The following is a 17250-nucleotide window of genomic DNA, read 5'->3' on the forward strand; positions in this document are numbered from 1 at the left end:
ATTACAAATCTCCTTTTCGATTGATACGAATTAATAAATAAATTAAATACGGTGCCCCAATAATCCCCGTAATTACGCCAACAGGATATCTGGTATCGAATGCGAACTGACCGATTAAATCGGCCGCCAATACTAAAATAACGCCAATTAAGCCAGCAGGCACGATATTTGAAAAGCCTACACCAACAATCTTTTTGGCAATTGGACCTGCTAGAAAGGCAACAAAGGCAATCGGTCCGGCAGCTGCTGTAGCCAACGCAATCATTAAAACCGAGCTAAGCAAGAGCACCAACCTCGTTTTGTTTGTAGCAACGCCAAGTGATGTCGCTGCTAGTTCACCAAGCTCTAATATTTCTAATCGACTAGCCAAAAAAAGAACAATGGGGGTGCAAATTAAAACGGCTATAATTAATGGATAAAGATTTTCCATTTTCGCACCATTCAAACTTCCGCTTAACCAACGCATAGCCGAAGGGAGGTCATGCGTATTCCCAATAACCATTAAATAAGAAATAAACGCATTTAACATTGCTTGAATACCGATGCCGATTAAAATTAATCGACCAATTGAGAACGAGCTACCTTTAGATAATATAAAAATAACGATAGCAGTTAAAAGACCGCCTATTACTGATGCAATCGAGACAAATGCATTACTCGCATGCAGAACAATAATGCAAAAGACAGCAGCAGCACTTGATCCAGCAGTGATGCCAATTACATTTGGATTGGCTAATGGATTGCGCAACATTGTTTGAAAAATGTAGCCACCAGCCCCAAATGCAAAGCCAGCAAATAGTCCAACGATCATTCGTGGTAATCTAATTGTACCGACTGCAAAAGAAGCTCCTTTTACCTCCGCACCTAATAATACGCTGACAACATCTTTTACTGGATAAATGGTATTGCCAAGCATAAGCATTAAACCCATAAGTACAATCGAAATAACTGCTAGCAAACACGTCATAAGTAGGAAACGACGTTTTCGTTTCATTCTTGAACTATAAATAGACATCATTGTTTCATTCATCATAATGCACGCATTTTCGCTTTCATTGTAATAAAAATTAATAGGGGAGCTCCGATAAAGGCAGTTACAATACCTACTTCAAGCTCGCTCGGACTCCCTAATAGTCTTCCACACACATCAGCAATGGTTAAAATAATTGCCCCAGCGAATGCTGAAAGGGGAATAACATAGCGCACGTCTGGACCAATAATTAATCGAATTAAATGAGTTGCTAACAAACCGATAAATCCAATCGGTCCAGCTAATGCTGTTGCCACACCACACAATAACACGCCGCCAAATGAAGCGAGCAAGCGAATTGTCCCCGTTTTAACACCTAAGCCAGTCGCTACATCCTCTCCTAATGCTAGTGCATTCAATGCTGGCGCAGAGAAGATAGCAATACAAATTCCAACTATTAAGAACGGGATAAACAGTGAGATATTATCCCAGCTACCAGAACCTACACTACCAACTTGCCAAAATCTAAACTGGTCCATCACTTTCGTACGTGGAATCATAACGGCCACGACAAGTGATGATAGTATGGCACTTGTAGCAGCGCCGGCTAAGACGAGTTTGATTGGTGTTGCGCCGCCACTCCCGATTGAACCAACAGTAAAGACAAAAATAGCGGTAATCATTGCCCCTGCAATTGCCAGCCAAATATATTGATCCGCAGAACTAATATTAAAAAAGGCAATCCCACAAACAACAAATAAGGATGCCCCTGTATTTACACCTAGTATACTTGGATCCGCAATTGGATTACGCGTTACAGACTGCATTAATGCACCTGAAACACCTAAAGCGGCACCACACATAAAACAAAAAATTGTTCGAACAATTCTTTGTCGAACAACACTTGCCTCATGAGAAGCAACTTCTGAATGGAATAGACCATCCAGAAGTTGCGTCCAAGTAATCATCCGAGAACCAAATATAAGCGACGCCATCACACTTAGACAAAGTAATATAGCAAGCAAAATAATCAGCTTACCGAAGTGACGTGGCATCCATACATGCTTATTTTCTGAAACGGAAGTATTCATCATATTATTTCAACTTTTTCGCAACATCAGAGATTAATGCTAAGTACTCGTCAATTGTATATTGAATGGATAATGGGTTTGGATTACCTGCTGCAGCTAATGGCGTATTATCAGTTATGACAATGACTGAACCATTTTGGATTGCTGGCACTTTTCCTAAAATAGGGTCAGCTTGTAGTGCAGCCAAAGTTTTATCATCCCCATATGTAATAAAAATTTCTGCATCCTTTAAAGCATCTGCATTTTCAGCACTTAATTCAATATAGAAACTAGAGTCATCTTTTACTTGCTCTTTAATACTTGGTGGGTACTCCATACCTAATTCTTCTAAAAACTCACCACGAGGATCTGCAGGCGTATAAATATAAAACTTAGATAAATCAGTTGCATTGAACGAAGCAAATACAGCTTTTTTACCTTTTAATTCAGGTAATTCATTTGCCTTATCAGCTATTAACTTCTCTGTATCAGCAATCAATTGTTTGCCTTCCTTTTCCATACCCATACCTTTTGCATTGTATAGGATTTGGTCACGCCATGAAATAACCCATGGAATTTCTGGGTATGCAACAACTGGCGCAATTTGGCTTAATGTATCGTAGTCTTCTTGTGTAATACCTGAATAGGCAGCTAAGATTACATCAGGATTTGAATCAGCAATTGCCTCAAAATCTAAACCATCCGTATCTTGATAAATATTAGGATTTTCTTCACCTAACTCTTTTAACTTGTCAGCTGTCCATGGCAGCATACCACTATCATCCTGTACGCCGTAGTTTGCAGCAGAGAAGCCCACTGGCACAACACCAAGTGCTAATGCCACATCATGGTTTGCCCAAGCAATCGTTGCAACGCGTTCAGGTTTTTTATCAATTACAGTTTCTCCAAAAGCATGCTTAATAACGATTGGATATTGTGTATCACTAGCATCAGATTCTGGTTTTGAATCACTAGATGCAGCACCGGACTCTTTTTCTGCACATCCAGCTAAAGCTAAAGAAAAAATAGCTATAAATAACATTGTAAATAATGAAAAGTAACGCTTTGAATTCATATTAGAATGACACTCCTATTAAAAAAATAATTGATAATGATTATCACTATCGTTTGTAGTATATAACCAATACATATATATTTCAATAGAATATTTTTTAAATTAAAAATTGCCAATACTAAACATTTTTCTATTTCCTTAATTTGCATGCAATATAGTTGAATTAATGAATATTCTGATTTTATGCGGAATCGTTTGTTGGAAATGATACTATGAAAGAAGTAAGAGGAAGTTCAATTTGAAAAAGGGGGGCTTTCATGTCAGAACAAGAACGGGAAAATTTAAAAGTGAAAGAACAGCGAAAAAATCCTGGAGGCGCTTTGAACAGTGCATCTGCACAAGCGCATACCGGTTCACCTAGCAAAGGGTGTTTAGTCAATATTGGTTCGCTTGTCATGATAATCGTTATTATTTTGTTGGTAAAAGCATGTGCAAATTAAAGTTTTCAACTTATAAAAAGAGACGCTATCCTTTTGTTTGGGTAATGTCTCTTTTTTCATTATTTTCTGGTCGAATATTCTTTGCTGCATCTATAGCTTCCTTCGCAAGTAGTAAGTGAGACACTAAGATAGGAGGCTAGTTCACCTTCTATTTTCGTTCTAAATCCTCCTCCCTACACTTAAACAATGAATGAGCATGTCACGATGTATACGTTTCAATTCTAAGAAAATTTCTAGGTGAGAAAATATTCTTTCTTGTTGTAAAGGTAATGTCCACAAACATGTTCAAATCAATTTTTTCATACTATAAGACATGCTTAGTCTCGGAGGGGGGTTGTATGTTTTTTCTGAAGAAAGGCTTGGTCATCATAATAGGTAGTATCTGTATATCATTAGGCATTAATCTATTTTTAACACCTTATCAAATACTAGACGGAGGCGTTGTAGGGGTAGCACTTATTTTGTACTATTTGTATCAACTAAAAATCGGACTTATGATTATTATTTTAAGCATTCCAATATTTGTTATCGCTTGGTTTAAATACAGAGCTTATTTCTACAATAGTGTACATGGCTTAATTGCTTCGTCTTTTATTATTGACCTGTTGAAGCCTATACGAAATATAATTCAAATCGATGCGATTTATAGTGCAATTTTTGGGGGCATTTTAGTTGGTTTTGGCATCGGTTTAATGCTTCGCTTTCAGACAAGCACTGGTGGAACAGATCTAGTTGCACAGTTTTTAAGTGATAAAACAGGCATTAATGTGGGGATTCTTATTTTTTTTATTGATTCGATTGTTATCGTTTTAGGTGGGTTTCTATTATCTTCTAATACACTAATCCTTTCCATAATTACTGTGTTAGTAGTTGGTATTACGACAAGTATGATAACCAGTTATGCAAAATAAAAAATAGCTTCAGTAAACACTGAAACTATTTATAGATGAGCGTTAAGGTCAGTTATTCATCATCCGCTTTTTTGGATAGGCGGGTTTTACTTCCGCAATTAAAATAGCTAATAAAATTAATACTGCGCCAATAACCATTCTGCCTGTCAGTACTTCATGCAAAAATATTACCGAAAGCACCATACCGAAAAAGGATTCTGTTGATAAGATAATGGCTGCCTTTGTAGCCGTTGTATATTGATTTGCTACATTTTGGAAAAGGTACGCAATAGTAGTTGAAAAAATCCCTAAATAAATGATTGAATAGATAGCTTCTTTTTCAAGATTAGTAGGGATATCGCCTTGACTGACGACGACCAAGATACCCAAAACGGATGCTGTTATAAACTGCACAATGGTAAGAGCGATTGCATCTTCCTTTTGTACAAAAAGGTTTGTACAAAAAATATCGAAAGCAAAGGCAACAGCACATGCTAGAGAAAGGGCATCTCCTATATTCATTGTGAGGGAACCTTGTAATGATAAACAGCCAATTCCAACAAGCGCTATAATAGAGCCAATGATTTCATAACCATCGATTCGGCGTTTATAGACGGCATAAGCAATAAGTGGAACAACGATTACATTAACAGCGGTTAAAAATGCATTTTTAGAGGGAGTCGTATATTGTAAACCAACTGTCTGAAGGGCAAAGGCAATATACAATATCGTGCCTAGTAAAACACCTTTCCAAACGACTGATTTTGTTGCTTTTTTTAATTTGTATCCAAAAATGACGGTTAGTATAATCGAAGCTAATATAAATCTTCCTGCCATCACTTGATAAGCAGTTAAATATTCTAGTGCAATGGCTGTAATAACAAACCCACTACCCCAAACGATAGCAGTTGTAAGCAGCATGCCATCAGCTATGTATTGTTTCATCTTTCTTCCTCCTAACTCCAATAAGAATAGCATGAGAAGGAAGAAAATATTTTGACTTTGTTTCTAAACTTTCAGGCGTTTTTTTGTACTTATTCCAAAGCGAATATTTAATCGGCTATTTTGCTATGTAATAAGTACAATTTAACGGCTGCTGATAAGCGTTCATAAAAAACATAATCATTATCTAGCGGTGCTACCAATTGGCGGATTTTTGTTATGCGATATCGGATAGTATTGGGATGGCAGAAGTGCGCAACTGCCACTTCTTTTATGTTACCTTTCTTTGCAATATAGGTGATTGCGGTATTGATGAAATCAGTATCAATCTTTTCATCAAGTAAGGGCCCTAGATAGTTTTTTACATAATGCATGGCAAATTGAGGATCTTTGCGATGTAACTCAATTAGCAAGCTATCAGAACCAAGCTGAGTGTAATGACAAGTAGGAGTCATATCAATTTCTGCCATTAAGCGGGCAGCGAAAGCTTCCCGTACTGCAAGGTGAAGTGCCGTTTGTGTGATATGCACCTGGCTATAGCCAACAGTCAATTTGTCTGTAGAAATATCATACATTGTAAGCCATTCATTAAGAAATTTTTCGAATTGAAAATGCTGTGATAGATTGGTCATTAAGATGAAGAGGCTATTTTTGTATTTGCAAATAACTCCTGTTTTTAATAGTGGTTCCAATTGCAAAAAAAGTTGCATCCATTGTGTATTCGATACGGCTTGCATTTGAAAATTCGCTACGAATACATATTTTTCAAACGGTTTGTTCAATTGTTGTAAAAAAGATGTGATTTGCTCTGCAGAGACATCTTCGTTAATGAGACGTTTCATAATGGTTTCTAAAAAGAATGTATAGTCTTGCGTTTTTGCATAAGCCATTGTTTCTAAAATAATTTTTTCAAAAAATTCATCTCCACCAAATCGCAGGATCGGGAAATGATGTGCATTGGCTAATGCGAGTACCTCTTCTGGTAGATCATTATAAATAACAGGCTTATATGCTAATGCGCTTGCTTCTAACTGAATCAGATTTTTTACAGCATTTACTAAATAATCAGGCTGTTGCTTTGCAAATAATAAGCTACTAAGAATTACACTATTTGGTGTAAATATCGTTTCTCGAACAGTGTGAATATCAGGCGAAAATTCAAAATCTAGAATTTCAACATTTTGGACAGGTTTATGTAAACCATTGCTACCTGCAACGACTGTAAAGTCCTTTGTAATCGGCAATTGCAAAAAGTTTTTTACGTTCATTTTGGAATCTAGCTACCTTTCCAGTAATTTATTATTAAGTATCGTACCATCATTTTAAGATAAATGAATATAGTTATTGTCTTTTATTGCAAATTTAAATGTTTCAATAGAGCCTGCGTTCATGTAATTAATTATTTTCAGTGCCAGTCACTTTTTCGGAAATCAACATCGTTCTTTTTACAACTACTTCACAGAGCGTTTACAATGAAAGCTTACAATGGATACTAATAACCAATTTAAGAGGTGCAGAAATGGAGTCTGTTGTGAGACAAAGCGTAAAGACAAGCAATTTATTCTTATATTTAAATCATTTATATGAACAGCATCAAAGCAATACTTTATATATAAAACGGTTAAAAGCATTAAATAAAATTATCGAAACAAAAGATTTACATACTTTTTTTCAGCCAATTGTGGATTTACAAACAAAACAAACAATGGGATTTGAGGCATTGAATAGACCAACGCCTTCTAATTTATTTAACAATGTCGATCAATTTTATGAATTTGTAGGGCAAACGGATTGCGTGTTTTTATTTGAATGCTTTTGTCGGAACCTATCATTGCAACGCTTCAAAGAGCGCCTTCACGGGGAGTTACTGAACGAAGATTTTATCCTATTTCTCAATATCCATCCCAATGTATTGCTGGATAAAAAATATAATAGTGGAGAGACGTTACAACTATTAAAAGAGCTAGGTATTAAACCACAGCAAGTAGTCTTTGAGTTAACGGAACGTAGCGCTGTGTTAGATTTTGTAGAGTTCGAAAGGGTATTATCACATTATCGTTCGCAGGGTTATCGAATTGCAGTGGATGATATGGGGTCCGGTTATAATAGTTTAAAAACATTGATTTATTTAAAACCCGAATTTATTAAGTTGGATCGTTCGTTAATTCAATATATCGATAAAAACAGTGAGCAGCAGCAGCTTGTTACATTGCTTATGAAATATGCGGAGCAAGCTGGAACAAAAATTATAGCAGAAGGCATAGAACGGCAAGAGGAGATCAATTATTTACAAGACATTGGCATCCATTATGCACAAGGGTATGCGTTAGGGAGGCCATCAAAAGACATTCAATTGGGGGAATTAAGGGTGGATGACCATGCAGATAGGAGAAGTCACAGAAAACGTTCCTAGTATTGATGAATTTGTGAAAAACAAAGATGTAGATTTACTTTTTACAAGCAATCCATCATTGCGAAGTGTTGTTGTTGTACGAGATGGCAGTCCAATTGGACATATTACCCGCACACATTTCTATCAAAAAATTGGTACACGCTATGGCTATAATCTATTTATGGGTCGACAAAACCAGCTGATTATTAAAGAAAATCCCCTAATTGTAGATTATGACACACCTATTATCGAAGTCAGTACAGAAGCGATGGGCCGACGAGCAGAGGACCTGTACGATGATATCATTGTCATTAAAAAAGGTGTCTATTTTGGTGTGGTCAGTATTAGAGAACTGTTGTTAAAGCTTGTAGAGACGCAAGTAGCCATTGCCAGCTTTTTAAACCCACTTACAAGCTTACCTGGCAATAAATTAATAGAAGAAAAATTACAAGCGGCATTACATCTTGAAACATATAGTCTCATTTATTTTGATTTGGATCATTTTAAAACCTATAATGACACCTATGGTTTTAATAAAGGAGACAAAATCTTACTGTATTTAACAGATGTTCTCAAAAGAAATATTGCAGGTGGAGAAGATTTTCTAGGACATATTGGTGGCGATGATTTTGTTGCTATACTCCCACATTATGAAGTAGCAATCATCTGTCAAACGATTATAGAAGAATTTGATGCGCAAATTATTGATTTTTATGAGCTGGAGGATTTAGTGAAATTACAAGTTCCTAATAGAGCTGGAAAATTAGAGCGTTTTTCATGTACTTCATTATCAATTGCGGTTATTACAAACGAATACCAGCAATTTACTTCAGTTGACCAACTATCAGATGCAGTAGCACGATTAAAAAAGGAATGCAAAAAGATATATGGAAGCTGTTATCTAATTAATGACAAAGCAACCTACCTTATACATTAGATTTTTAAGATGTAGAGTGGTTTACCCGCGAAACAGAGAGAAATACCCGCGAAGAAGAGAGGTTTACCCGCGGAACAGAGGGGAATACCCGCGAAACAAAGCAAAATACCCGCGAACAGCATTAAAACCTACCTCGTCTTATAAACGAGGTAGGTTTTTTTATTTAGTAAGCACTCCAGCCAGCATCAGCTGCTAAAGCGACACCGTTAATAAGGCTGGAATCTTCAGAAGCTAAAAATAGTGCAATATTAGCAATATCTGAAACTTGACCAGCTTTTGGCATAAGTTGTACACCGCGTACAGATTGTTGCATACCAAATGGGTCAACATTCGTCATGGCTGCAGCAAAGCCAGTTTCTACATGTGCGGGTGCAATCGCGTTGCAACGGATATTTTGTGAACCGTAGTGCGATGCAATATTTTTTGTCATACCTACAACTGCGTATTTCGCTGTAGTATAAGCTAGTCCACCGCGACCGCCCGTTAATCCTGCAATGGACGCCATGTTGACAATTGTTCCACCGCCATTTTCAATGAATATTGGTAATACTTGTCGAATAGCTCGCATTACACCACTTACATTAATGTCCATGACACGTTGCCAAACTGCATCTTCGACATTCGCCGCCGCCTGCATATTGTCACCAACTCCGGCATTATTGACTAAAATATCTATACGACCAAAATGAGCAACCGTATTAGCCATCATTTTTTGAATATCTTCTTCTACCGCAACATTTACTTTGACACCAAATGCCTCAAAGCCAGCTTTATTAAACTCAGTAACAGTTGCATTTAATGCGTCCTCATTGAAGTCTGCAATAACAACTTTTGCCCCTTCTTGTGCATATTTACGCGCAATTTCTTTACCGATTCCTGCTCCACTACCTGTAACAATCGCTACTTTATTTTGCAATTTCCCCAAAATTATTTCCCTCTCTCACAATAAGTTTACTGTTAAACTAATTTGATTATAGTCTTTTTAGTCGTTAAATCAAAGAAATTGAACCGCTTACATTTTTAAAAATCTTAATCTTAATAAAACATACTTGAATAATAGGTATTATAGGTATATAATTCGGTTTACATTATAAATAAAACATCTTAGGAGGCTTTCTATTGTCAACTTTACAAGTCATTCTTAACGTAGCACTGTTACTTGCTTGCGTTGGAATTTTAGTTATTATGAATAAAAAACATGTGAAATTTTCAAATCGTGTTTTTGCTGGTCTAGGTTTAGGTATCGCACTAGGTCTAGGGTTGCAATTATTTTACGGTATTGACTCGGAAATTTTAGCCAAGACAACATCTTGGTACAACATTATTGGTACGGGTTATGTGAAACTGTTACAAATGGTGGCAATGCCTCTAGTATTTATTTCTATTTTGATTGCCTTTACGAAAATGACAATTGGCAAAAATTTTGGCAAAATGGCCGCTTTAATTTTAGCAATTTTAATCGGTACGACAGCAGTATCAGCAGCAGTAGGGATTCTTTCAGCAACAATATTTGATTTAGATGCTACTCAAATTATGCAAGGCGACGCTGAAACAGAGCGTGGGGCATATATAGAAGAAAAGACAACGGGCATGACTGCACCTGATTTACCAACGCAAATTATTGAATTGTTCCCAGCGAATCCATTTCTTGATTTAACAGGTGCTCGTTCGACATCTACAATCGCAGTTGTTATATTTGCAGCATTTTTAGGTTTTGCTTATTTACGTGTCGCACGTAAAGATGGAGAGATGGCTGCAACCATTAAAAAAGGCATTGATGCAGTGCATGCATTAGTAATGGGTGTTGTAACAATTGTTTTACGCTTAACACCATATGGTATTTTAGCCATTATGGCACGCACAGTCGCAACCTCTGATTTCGGGGCAATTTACAACTTAGGTAAATTCGTTATTGCTTCTTACGTTGCGTTAATTATTATGTTCCTTGTTCATTTACTAATTATTTCTCTAAGCGGTCTAAATCCGTTTACGTATTTAAAAAAATCGCTTGAAACACTATTATTTGCCTTCACTTCACGTTCAAGTGCGGGGACTCTACCTATGAATATTAAAACGCAGACTGGTAGACTTGGTGTACCAGAAGGGATAGCAAACTTTGCAGGTTCATTTGGTTTATCAATTGGTCAAAACGGTTGTGCTGGTGTATATCCTGCAATGCTTGCAATTATGATTGCACCAACTGTCGGCATTAATCCACTAGATCCTGTATTTATCATTACAGTTATTGCAGTGGTTGCAATTAGTTCGTTCGGGGTAGCAGGTGTTGGTGGTGGTGCAACATTTGCAGCTATTCTTGTGCTATCAGCGCTTCATCTACCCGTTGCACTTGCCGGTATTTTGATTTCAATTGAGCCATTAATCGACATGGGGCGTACCGCTCTAAATGTAAGTGGATCAATGACAGCAGGGGTTACAACAGCACGTGTAACGAAAGAGTTGGATACAGAAATATATAATAATAAAGCTGTTAGCGCACAAGTTTCTGACTTATAGGCTTGTAAAATGAGTTTGGAACATAACAAACATAGCAAAAAAGTGTTAGATTGATTGAAGTCAATCTAACACTTTTTCTCTTTTGTGCAGTCAATAAGTATTTTTTATGTTTTCAGTGCTTTTGGCTGTGTCATCAATGTACTTTGCAATAATATGGTTGTCAGCTGTGATGTTTTCAATTGATGCATTCATTTGTTGTAAGGTTGCAGTGGCCTCCTCAATAATGGCAGCAAAATCATTTGTCGACGAGTCAACATTTTTGCTGTTTACAGCTACTTCATTTGATAAATGCTCAAATTCATCAAATTTTATTTTTAATGAATGTAAAATATTGCTTAATTGAATAAAGTTTGAATTAACTAACTTTGTAGATTCTACACTTTGATGCAATGTGTCGCTACTTCTTGTCATGTTCACCTGTGCTAATTTATTCGTTGTATTGACATCCGTTAAATTTTCACTGATTTTGACAGTAAGATTATTCGTTAAATCCGCTAAATTTCGTATTTCTTGAGCCACAACAGAAAATCCTTTTCCAGCATCCCCAGCACGAGCCGCCTCAATCGAAGCATTTAATGCCAATAAATTTGTCTGTTCCGTTATTTGTTGAATATCATTGGCAAACTGATTTGTTTCTTCAATTTTTTCCGTTAAGGTTTTGAAGTTTTCACTTAAGTTGGATATTACATTTTGCAGACTATTCATCTCCGTTGTAAGATGATTTATTTTATTTTGGCCTTCATCCGCTAAGTTACTAGATTGAATAGAGTCATCTATTAAACGAACTGTTATGTCATTCATGGAATGGATTGCTGCTAAGTTATTTTGTGCACTATCCGCTATTTTAGATATTTGCTCACTTTGCAACATACTACCTGATGAGATTTCATTCATGGCTAGTTGAATTTCTTCTTGCGATCTTAAACCAAATTGAACTTTTTCGTTAATTTTACTAATGCTTTCAGCAATAACGGCGATTTCGCTTTCTAAATGAAGTCTATGTTCTTCTTTTGTTTTTGCATCGGCTTCTGCGATTTCACTATATGCTTGTAACTTTTTAAATTGGTTTTGATTCATACGGATTAAGATTGTTAACAGAAATCCAATAAACAAATAAATGATAACAAAAGAAGTAATTTTTTCACTAGCAAATTCAGGTTTAGGGAAGAGATAAATTAAACCAAGCGTTATAAACCCTAGACTATAGCCAATACTAAATATTTTGGTATTAAATTGAACAGCAGAAAAGATAGCAAAGAAAAAAATTGAAAGAGCAGTGGATAATTCCCCACCATAAATCATGACTAAACCAATATTAAAGACATTCATAATGATCACGATCAAATAGGGGAAGACATACTCTTTTTGATAACGATTACTGACTATATATAACAATGGATAAAAAATAATTTGAAAGCTATAAAAAAAGATAATCCAAAAATCTGGTTTTAAAGATAATGTGCCGAGTAAACCTAAAATTGTTGAAGCTAAATAAGTAAAAAGCATCAGCTTATTTTTATTTTTCAAGTCCATTAATTTTAATTGCTCAATCATATTGCACTAAAGACCTCCTGTTTAATTTGTTATTTTAAAATAGTAATTAAGTGGATTGTTTATCTTTAAACTAGTTATTAGAATTGATTATAGTTATTTTAACTGGAAGTAGTAAAGCATTATTTTCAATTTTTACCGATGTTAGTTAGAACTACCTACGTAATCAATTTTGAAATTGTAAAAAAAATTTTCAAATAGAGGGAAAATGTTATGACAAGTATTTCTCGTTCAATAAATAAATTTTCTGTGAAATTAATTAATTTAATATTAAACAGTTTAATGTTAAAATAAATTGCAGGTCACAAAAGTTTCACAATTATTGGAGGTGTTTATGTGGGGAGAAAGCAGGATAAAGTCTAATATAACGCGGTTTTAGAGGATAAATGGTCAACTGCGAATTCGCTTGCAGAAATGTGAAAAGTAAGCTACCGCAGATTTAATAAAAAGAAAGTAGTAGCTTTTTAGAGGCAATCTGTGTACAAGGATTCCTCAGCATTTGTTCTTTTAAACAATGAAGCCGATCATTCTTTTTATGAAGTAGTTCTTACTTGAACCATGTACATCAGCTTAGGCTAATGGACAAGTTAAGTAATGTAAATATACAACAAAATAAATCATGGCATATGTGCCAATTTGTAGCTAAATGGCGAATTTTGGCGTTTTATGTAAAACAAAGTCGTTTATATAAAAGGAGAAAAAGGGAAATGAGTGCTAATAAGAAAAGGTTTCACTTTGCATGGCTAGTATTACTAGGTTTATGTATTTCAGTTGGTTTAGCTAAGTCGGGATTAAACAGTTCGGCAGGACTATTCCTATCACCCGTATCTGAAGACATTGGTGTAGGTCTTGGAAATTTAACGTTATATCTAAGTATTTCATCTATCGTTACAATGGTATTTTTACCGATTGGTGGGAGATTAATGGCGAAGTATGATACACGTATTTTACTTAGCGTTGCTATTATTTTACAAGCGGGTGCCTTTGCTTTATTCGGTATGATGAACTCTGTATGGGGATGGTATATCCTTGCAATGCCATTAGCTATTGGTGGCGTATTAATTACAGTATTAGCTGGACCTGTATTAGTCAATCAATGGTTTAAACAGCGCAGTGGACTAGCTTTAGGTATTATTACTGCTTCTGGAGGTTTGATCGGAGCGTTTACACAACCTTTAATTGGTAACTTAATTGCCACTCAAGGTTGGCGAAGTGCTTATATTATTGTAGGTGTAGCAGCGATTATTATTATCGTACCAACAATTATTTTATTTTTAAGAAAATCACCACAAGAAAAAGGATTATTACCTTATGGTGCAGCGGACAATAACAATGTAGAGAAGAAAGTAGAAACGGATACTAGCAATACCGGAATCTCGTTTGCAGATGCTAAAAAGTCTTTATCATTTTTATTGTTAATTTTGTTCTTCTTTATTATTACGTCAATAGCAAGTTTTTCAATCCATATTCCAACGTATCTTGTAAATCAAGGGTTTAGTGTGAAGTTTACTGGTAATGTGATGGCTGCTTTAATGGTTGGTGTATTGTTAGGGTCAATTATTTTCGGGTATTTAATTGATAAAATTGGTGCTAAAAATACAACCGTTATCGCCATGTCGATTGGCTTAGTGTCTATGATTTTATTGCTCTTCTTTGTTGAAAGTACAATTGCAATCGTTGTAGCTGTTGGTCTTTTCGGATTTGTCACAGCTTGTATAGGAACATTAGCGCCTGCTATTACTTCTGCCTTATTTGGTAATAAAAATTACAGTCAAATCTATTCGACCGTTTCAATTGGCTTGGCAGTAGCGGGTATTATTGCACTTCCAGCGTATGGTTATATTTTTGATTTCACAGGAAGCTACACAGCTGTTTTATACATTATTGTAATCATGTTAATCATTAATATTGTTTCTGTCTTAGTTGCTTTCCGCAATAAAGAAAAAATGGTGCAAAACGGACTGTGGAAATAAGATATTAATTGGCAAACTAAAAACTACGCCTAACTTGTTAGACAAGTCATGGTGTAGTTTTTGTTTTCAGGATAATTGTTTGAGAATTGTTTGAGTGACTGGCACCCAGTTAAATAATTTTTACATAAAAGTCTTTGCCGTTTATAATGTCAGTTAATTCAATGTTGTAATGAGTTTTATAGTAATCATAAATATTGCGTGCTAAACCGGAGTGTCCATTTAAATAAGTTCCCTTTTTAACTTCTTTCCGTGGATTGTGAAAATCAAAATATAAGCGCGAATCGTGGCACATTGAATTTAAAATGGCTTTAAATTCCTGTTCCTCAATATGAATTCCTCGCGTATATTGGCACTCTCGGCGATACGTATCGTGTGAGACATTCACAGGTGAAGACTCAAGGGTCATTTCGATTTTTCTATTCAAATGACAACAGCTCCTTTCAAGATTCATTACTATTCTCTCTATTATAAAATTGTCAGAAAATTATATCAATATTTATCTACAGTAAAGAATTAAGAAATGTAACTTGTAGGGGAGGGATAGGGTAATTTACCAATCTTGCTGTTGCATTTCCTCTGCAATTACTTGAAGATCATAGGAATTGATGGTTAGAAGCGTATAGTCGTGGGTTTCCATATATTTTTCTGCCAACCGCTTGATATACTTCGGAGAGCCCTCGTTTTCTTCATCATAAACAAGCAACAAACCGTCCGAATTTTGAATAATAAACTTGTCTTTCTCTGTAAACTGCCAAGGAGCCTCATACGGCTTTTTTGTCACACTCGTTACAAAGTCTGCTTGCGCTACTAGTGATAAATACTTTTCTTGTTTCATTTCTTGCCAATTTTTTTCTTGCTCTAAAAAGGGTGTGATAACTGCATATTTTAAGTCAGGAAATTCCTCTTTTAATGTTAAGACAACCTCCACGCTCCATGTTTCAACACCTTGCTGTCCACTAATAATGACCCATTCTAAACCTTCATCTAATAGATTTCTTAAGCGATTTTCTAAAGCTTTTTTGATAATAGGGATACCAGGATGTTTATCATTAAAAATGCCTAGTTCATGTGGTTTGTAGCCTGTTATAATCATTCGCTGAAGCACTAAAACGCCCCCTAAGCTGTTTGTATGTATCAAGTATACAGCAGGGGACGGATGAACACGAATGACAAATCCGGTTGGTATAATGTAATGATTTCTTATATTTATTTTACGGTTGTTCCCAAGAAAATAATGACGCTTAAAATGCAAAAATTGTTAAGACTACAGTTGCTGTTGCGCAAATGCCAAGAAACCACCAAGTGTCTGAGAAATCCTCTTTCGTTTCACTATTCATAGGATATACTTCCTTTCTGTTTAATGCGTCCATTCCAAGACCAATTTGTCCATATACGGAGCAGCGCTTCAAATGGACCCCGTTTAAATTTCTTTAAATAAACAATGCTTAAAATGCATTGCAAGCTATATACTGCAATTCCCAAAATTACGCCGCCAAACACGCCCAATTTGCCAAATAAGCCGAGTCCATAACCGTAAAACACGGTCGTACAAATCACCGTTTGTAATAAATAATTGGTTAGCGATAATTTCCCCACGCTTTCAAAAGCGGTAGACAGACGTTGAATAGGTCGAGAATGAAATAGTAGAGCAGCCAAACAAATATAACCAACTGCTAACACCATTGAGCCACCTACAAGCAACATAGTAGAAAATGGGCTATCTATGAAACTAATACTTTTACAAGTAATGCCTATTGGTACAAATAATGAGCCAAGGATATACCATTTCTTTTCATCTTGCATATGTTCAAAAGCATGATTTTTCGCTAGCCCCATGCCTAAAAGAAATAATGGTGCAAAAAATAATGGCGCAAAAATGATTATGAAATAGATCATAAGTGGGTCATCTACGTCAGGAGGCATGACGTTTAATCGAAAATCGTAAATTTCTTGATAGCTACCATTCGCATAGATGGTATTTGCTTTATCAATATATACTGCCATTTTTTTTTCTTCTTTTTCTGTTGTTTCGTCTGAACCATATGTTAAAGCGGTTGCCAATACAAATAATACGCTAGCCCAAATAAATAATGTTTTTGGTTTGCGATTTATGAATGGAATTAAAAATAATGTCATAATTCCATAAAACAGTAAAATGTCACCTTCCCATAAAAATGTAGAATGAATAAATCCAAGTGTGATTAATCCCGTTGCCCTACGTAAAATGGACCAGCGACTTTTCCCTTTTTTATTACGGATTGACTGTATAAATTTAATAAGAGAAAAACCGAACAGCATTGTGAAAATGGGCATAAAAGAACCTTCGATAAAAATTTTTACAAAATATAACGCCCCTGTATCGAGAGTCGATAGATGTTCTGGTTTTTCTTTTCCATAAATGCCGAACTGAAAAATAAGCAAGTTGGCCATTAAAATACCAAATAAACTAAATCCACGCATTGCATCGATGAAGCGTACACGATTTGCTATCATTGC

The 17250-nt window shown here is 35.6% G+C and carries 16 protein-coding genes; 6 read left to right on the forward strand and 10 right to left on the reverse strand.

What is annotated here, in order from left to right:
* Nucleotide 1 precedes the first annotated feature (1 nt).
* The 3 genes from MKY08_RS01150 to MKY08_RS01160 are packed head-to-tail and all read right to left on the reverse strand — an operon-like array spanning nt 2 to nt 3115.
* Nucleotides 2-1033 carry an iron chelate uptake ABC transporter family permease subunit gene (locus MKY08_RS01150; protein ID WP_069513037.1) on the reverse strand — a complete coding sequence of 344 codons (1032 nt, stop codon included), beginning with the start codon at nt 1031-1033 and terminating at the stop codon, nt 2-4.
* A complete protein-coding gene (locus MKY08_RS01155; protein WP_176723225.1) occupies nt 1030-2064 on the reverse strand; it encodes an iron ABC transporter permease in 1035 nt (344 codons plus the stop codon). Before MKY08_RS01155 ends, MKY08_RS01150 begins: the two co-directional genes overlap by 4 nt.
* 1 nt (nt 2065) lies before the next feature.
* Nucleotides 2066-3115, reverse strand: coding sequence for an iron-siderophore ABC transporter substrate-binding protein (locus MKY08_RS01160; RefSeq protein WP_024360839.1), 1050 nt, complete (start codon nt 3113-3115; stop codon nt 2066-2068).
* A gap of 257 nt (nt 3116-3372) precedes the next feature.
* Between MKY08_RS01160 and MKY08_RS01165 the strand changes: the two genes are divergently transcribed.
* Together MKY08_RS01165 and MKY08_RS01170 are read left to right on the forward strand one after the other, a co-directional pair.
* On the forward strand, nt 3373-3555 hold the full coding sequence (locus MKY08_RS01165; protein ID WP_069513036.1) for a DUF6366 family protein: 183 nt from the start codon (nt 3373-3375) through the stop codon (nt 3553-3555).
* Between the two features lie 338 nt (nt 3556-3893).
* Nucleotides 3894-4466, forward strand: a complete 573-nt coding sequence (locus MKY08_RS01170) for a YitT family protein (protein ID WP_069513035.1) — start codon at nt 3894-3896, stop codon at nt 4464-4466.
* A gap of 48 nt (nt 4467-4514) precedes the next feature.
* On the opposite strand, the gene MKY08_RS01175 is transcribed toward MKY08_RS01170, so the two are convergent.
* Both MKY08_RS01175 and MKY08_RS01180 read right to left on the reverse strand, forming a co-directional pair.
* Nucleotides 4515-5390 (reverse strand): DMT family transporter, encoded by an 876-nt coding sequence (locus tag MKY08_RS01175; protein ID WP_069513034.1) that lies wholly within the window; start codon nt 5388-5390, stop codon nt 4515-4517.
* 107 nt (nt 5391-5497) lie between these two features.
* Nucleotides 5498-6655, reverse strand: coding sequence for a PucR family transcriptional regulator (locus tag MKY08_RS01180; RefSeq protein ID WP_069513033.1), 1158 nt, complete (start codon nt 6653-6655; stop codon nt 5498-5500).
* 251 nt (nt 6656-6906) lie between these two features.
* On the opposite strand from MKY08_RS01180, the gene MKY08_RS01185 reads away from it, so the two are divergent.
* Both MKY08_RS01185 and MKY08_RS01190 read left to right on the forward strand, forming a co-directional pair.
* Complete coding sequence (locus MKY08_RS01185) at nt 6907-7800, forward strand: EAL domain-containing protein (protein WP_069513032.1); 894 nt, start codon at nt 6907-6909, stop codon at nt 7798-7800.
* Nucleotides 7766-8716 carry a GGDEF domain-containing protein gene (locus MKY08_RS01190; protein ID WP_069513031.1) on the forward strand — a complete coding sequence of 317 codons (951 nt, stop codon included), beginning with the start codon at nt 7766-7768 and terminating at the stop codon, nt 8714-8716. Before MKY08_RS01185 ends, MKY08_RS01190 begins: the two co-directional genes overlap by 35 nt.
* 163 nt (nt 8717-8879) lie before the next feature.
* Here the strand turns inward: MKY08_RS01190 and MKY08_RS01195 are convergent, their stop codons facing one another.
* Nucleotides 8880-9641, reverse strand: coding sequence for a glucose 1-dehydrogenase (locus tag MKY08_RS01195; protein ID WP_069513030.1), 762 nt, complete (start codon nt 9639-9641; stop codon nt 8880-8882).
* Nucleotides 9642-9835: 194 nt separating this feature from the next.
* Between MKY08_RS01195 and MKY08_RS01200 the strand changes: the two genes are divergently transcribed.
* Nucleotides 9836-11230 carry an L-cystine transporter gene (locus MKY08_RS01200; protein ID WP_069513029.1) on the forward strand — a complete coding sequence of 465 codons (1395 nt, stop codon included), beginning with the start codon at nt 9836-9838 and terminating at the stop codon, nt 11228-11230.
* 90 nt (nt 11231-11320) lie between these two features.
* Here MKY08_RS01200 and MKY08_RS01205 read toward each other — a convergent pair whose 3' ends face one another.
* Nucleotides 11321-12784: a methyl-accepting chemotaxis protein gene (locus tag MKY08_RS01205; RefSeq protein WP_069513028.1), complete on the reverse strand. Its 1464-nt coding sequence runs from the start codon at nt 12782-12784 to the stop codon at nt 11321-11323.
* A 704-nt stretch (nt 12785-13488) separates the two neighbouring features.
* Between MKY08_RS01205 and MKY08_RS01210 the strand changes: the two genes are divergently transcribed.
* On the forward strand, nt 13489-14754 hold the full coding sequence (locus MKY08_RS01210) for an MFS transporter (protein WP_069513027.1): 1266 nt from the start codon (nt 13489-13491) through the stop codon (nt 14752-14754).
* Between the two features lie 109 nt (nt 14755-14863).
* Here MKY08_RS01210 and MKY08_RS01215 read toward each other — a convergent pair whose 3' ends face one another.
* The 3 genes from MKY08_RS01215 to MKY08_RS01225 form a co-directional block, all read right to left on the reverse strand.
* Nucleotides 14864-15178, reverse strand: a complete 315-nt coding sequence (locus tag MKY08_RS01215; protein WP_081328018.1) for a hypothetical protein — start codon at nt 15176-15178, stop codon at nt 14864-14866.
* A gap of 126 nt (nt 15179-15304) precedes the next feature.
* Entirely contained in the window at nt 15305-15859 is a 555-nt protein-coding gene (locus MKY08_RS01220) for a DUF1273 domain-containing protein (protein WP_069513025.1), read from the reverse strand.
* Nucleotides 15860-16083: 224 nt separating this feature from the next.
* Nucleotides 16084-17247 (reverse strand): DUF418 domain-containing protein, encoded by a 1164-nt coding sequence (locus MKY08_RS01225; RefSeq protein WP_069513024.1) that lies wholly within the window; start codon nt 17245-17247, stop codon nt 16084-16086.
* Nucleotides 17248-17250: the final 3 nt, after the last annotated feature.

The sequence above is a fragment of the Lysinibacillus sp. FSL M8-0337 genome (assembly GCF_038593855.1).
GTDB lineage: Bacteria > Bacillota > Bacilli > Bacillales_A > Planococcaceae > Lysinibacillus > Lysinibacillus sphaericus_D.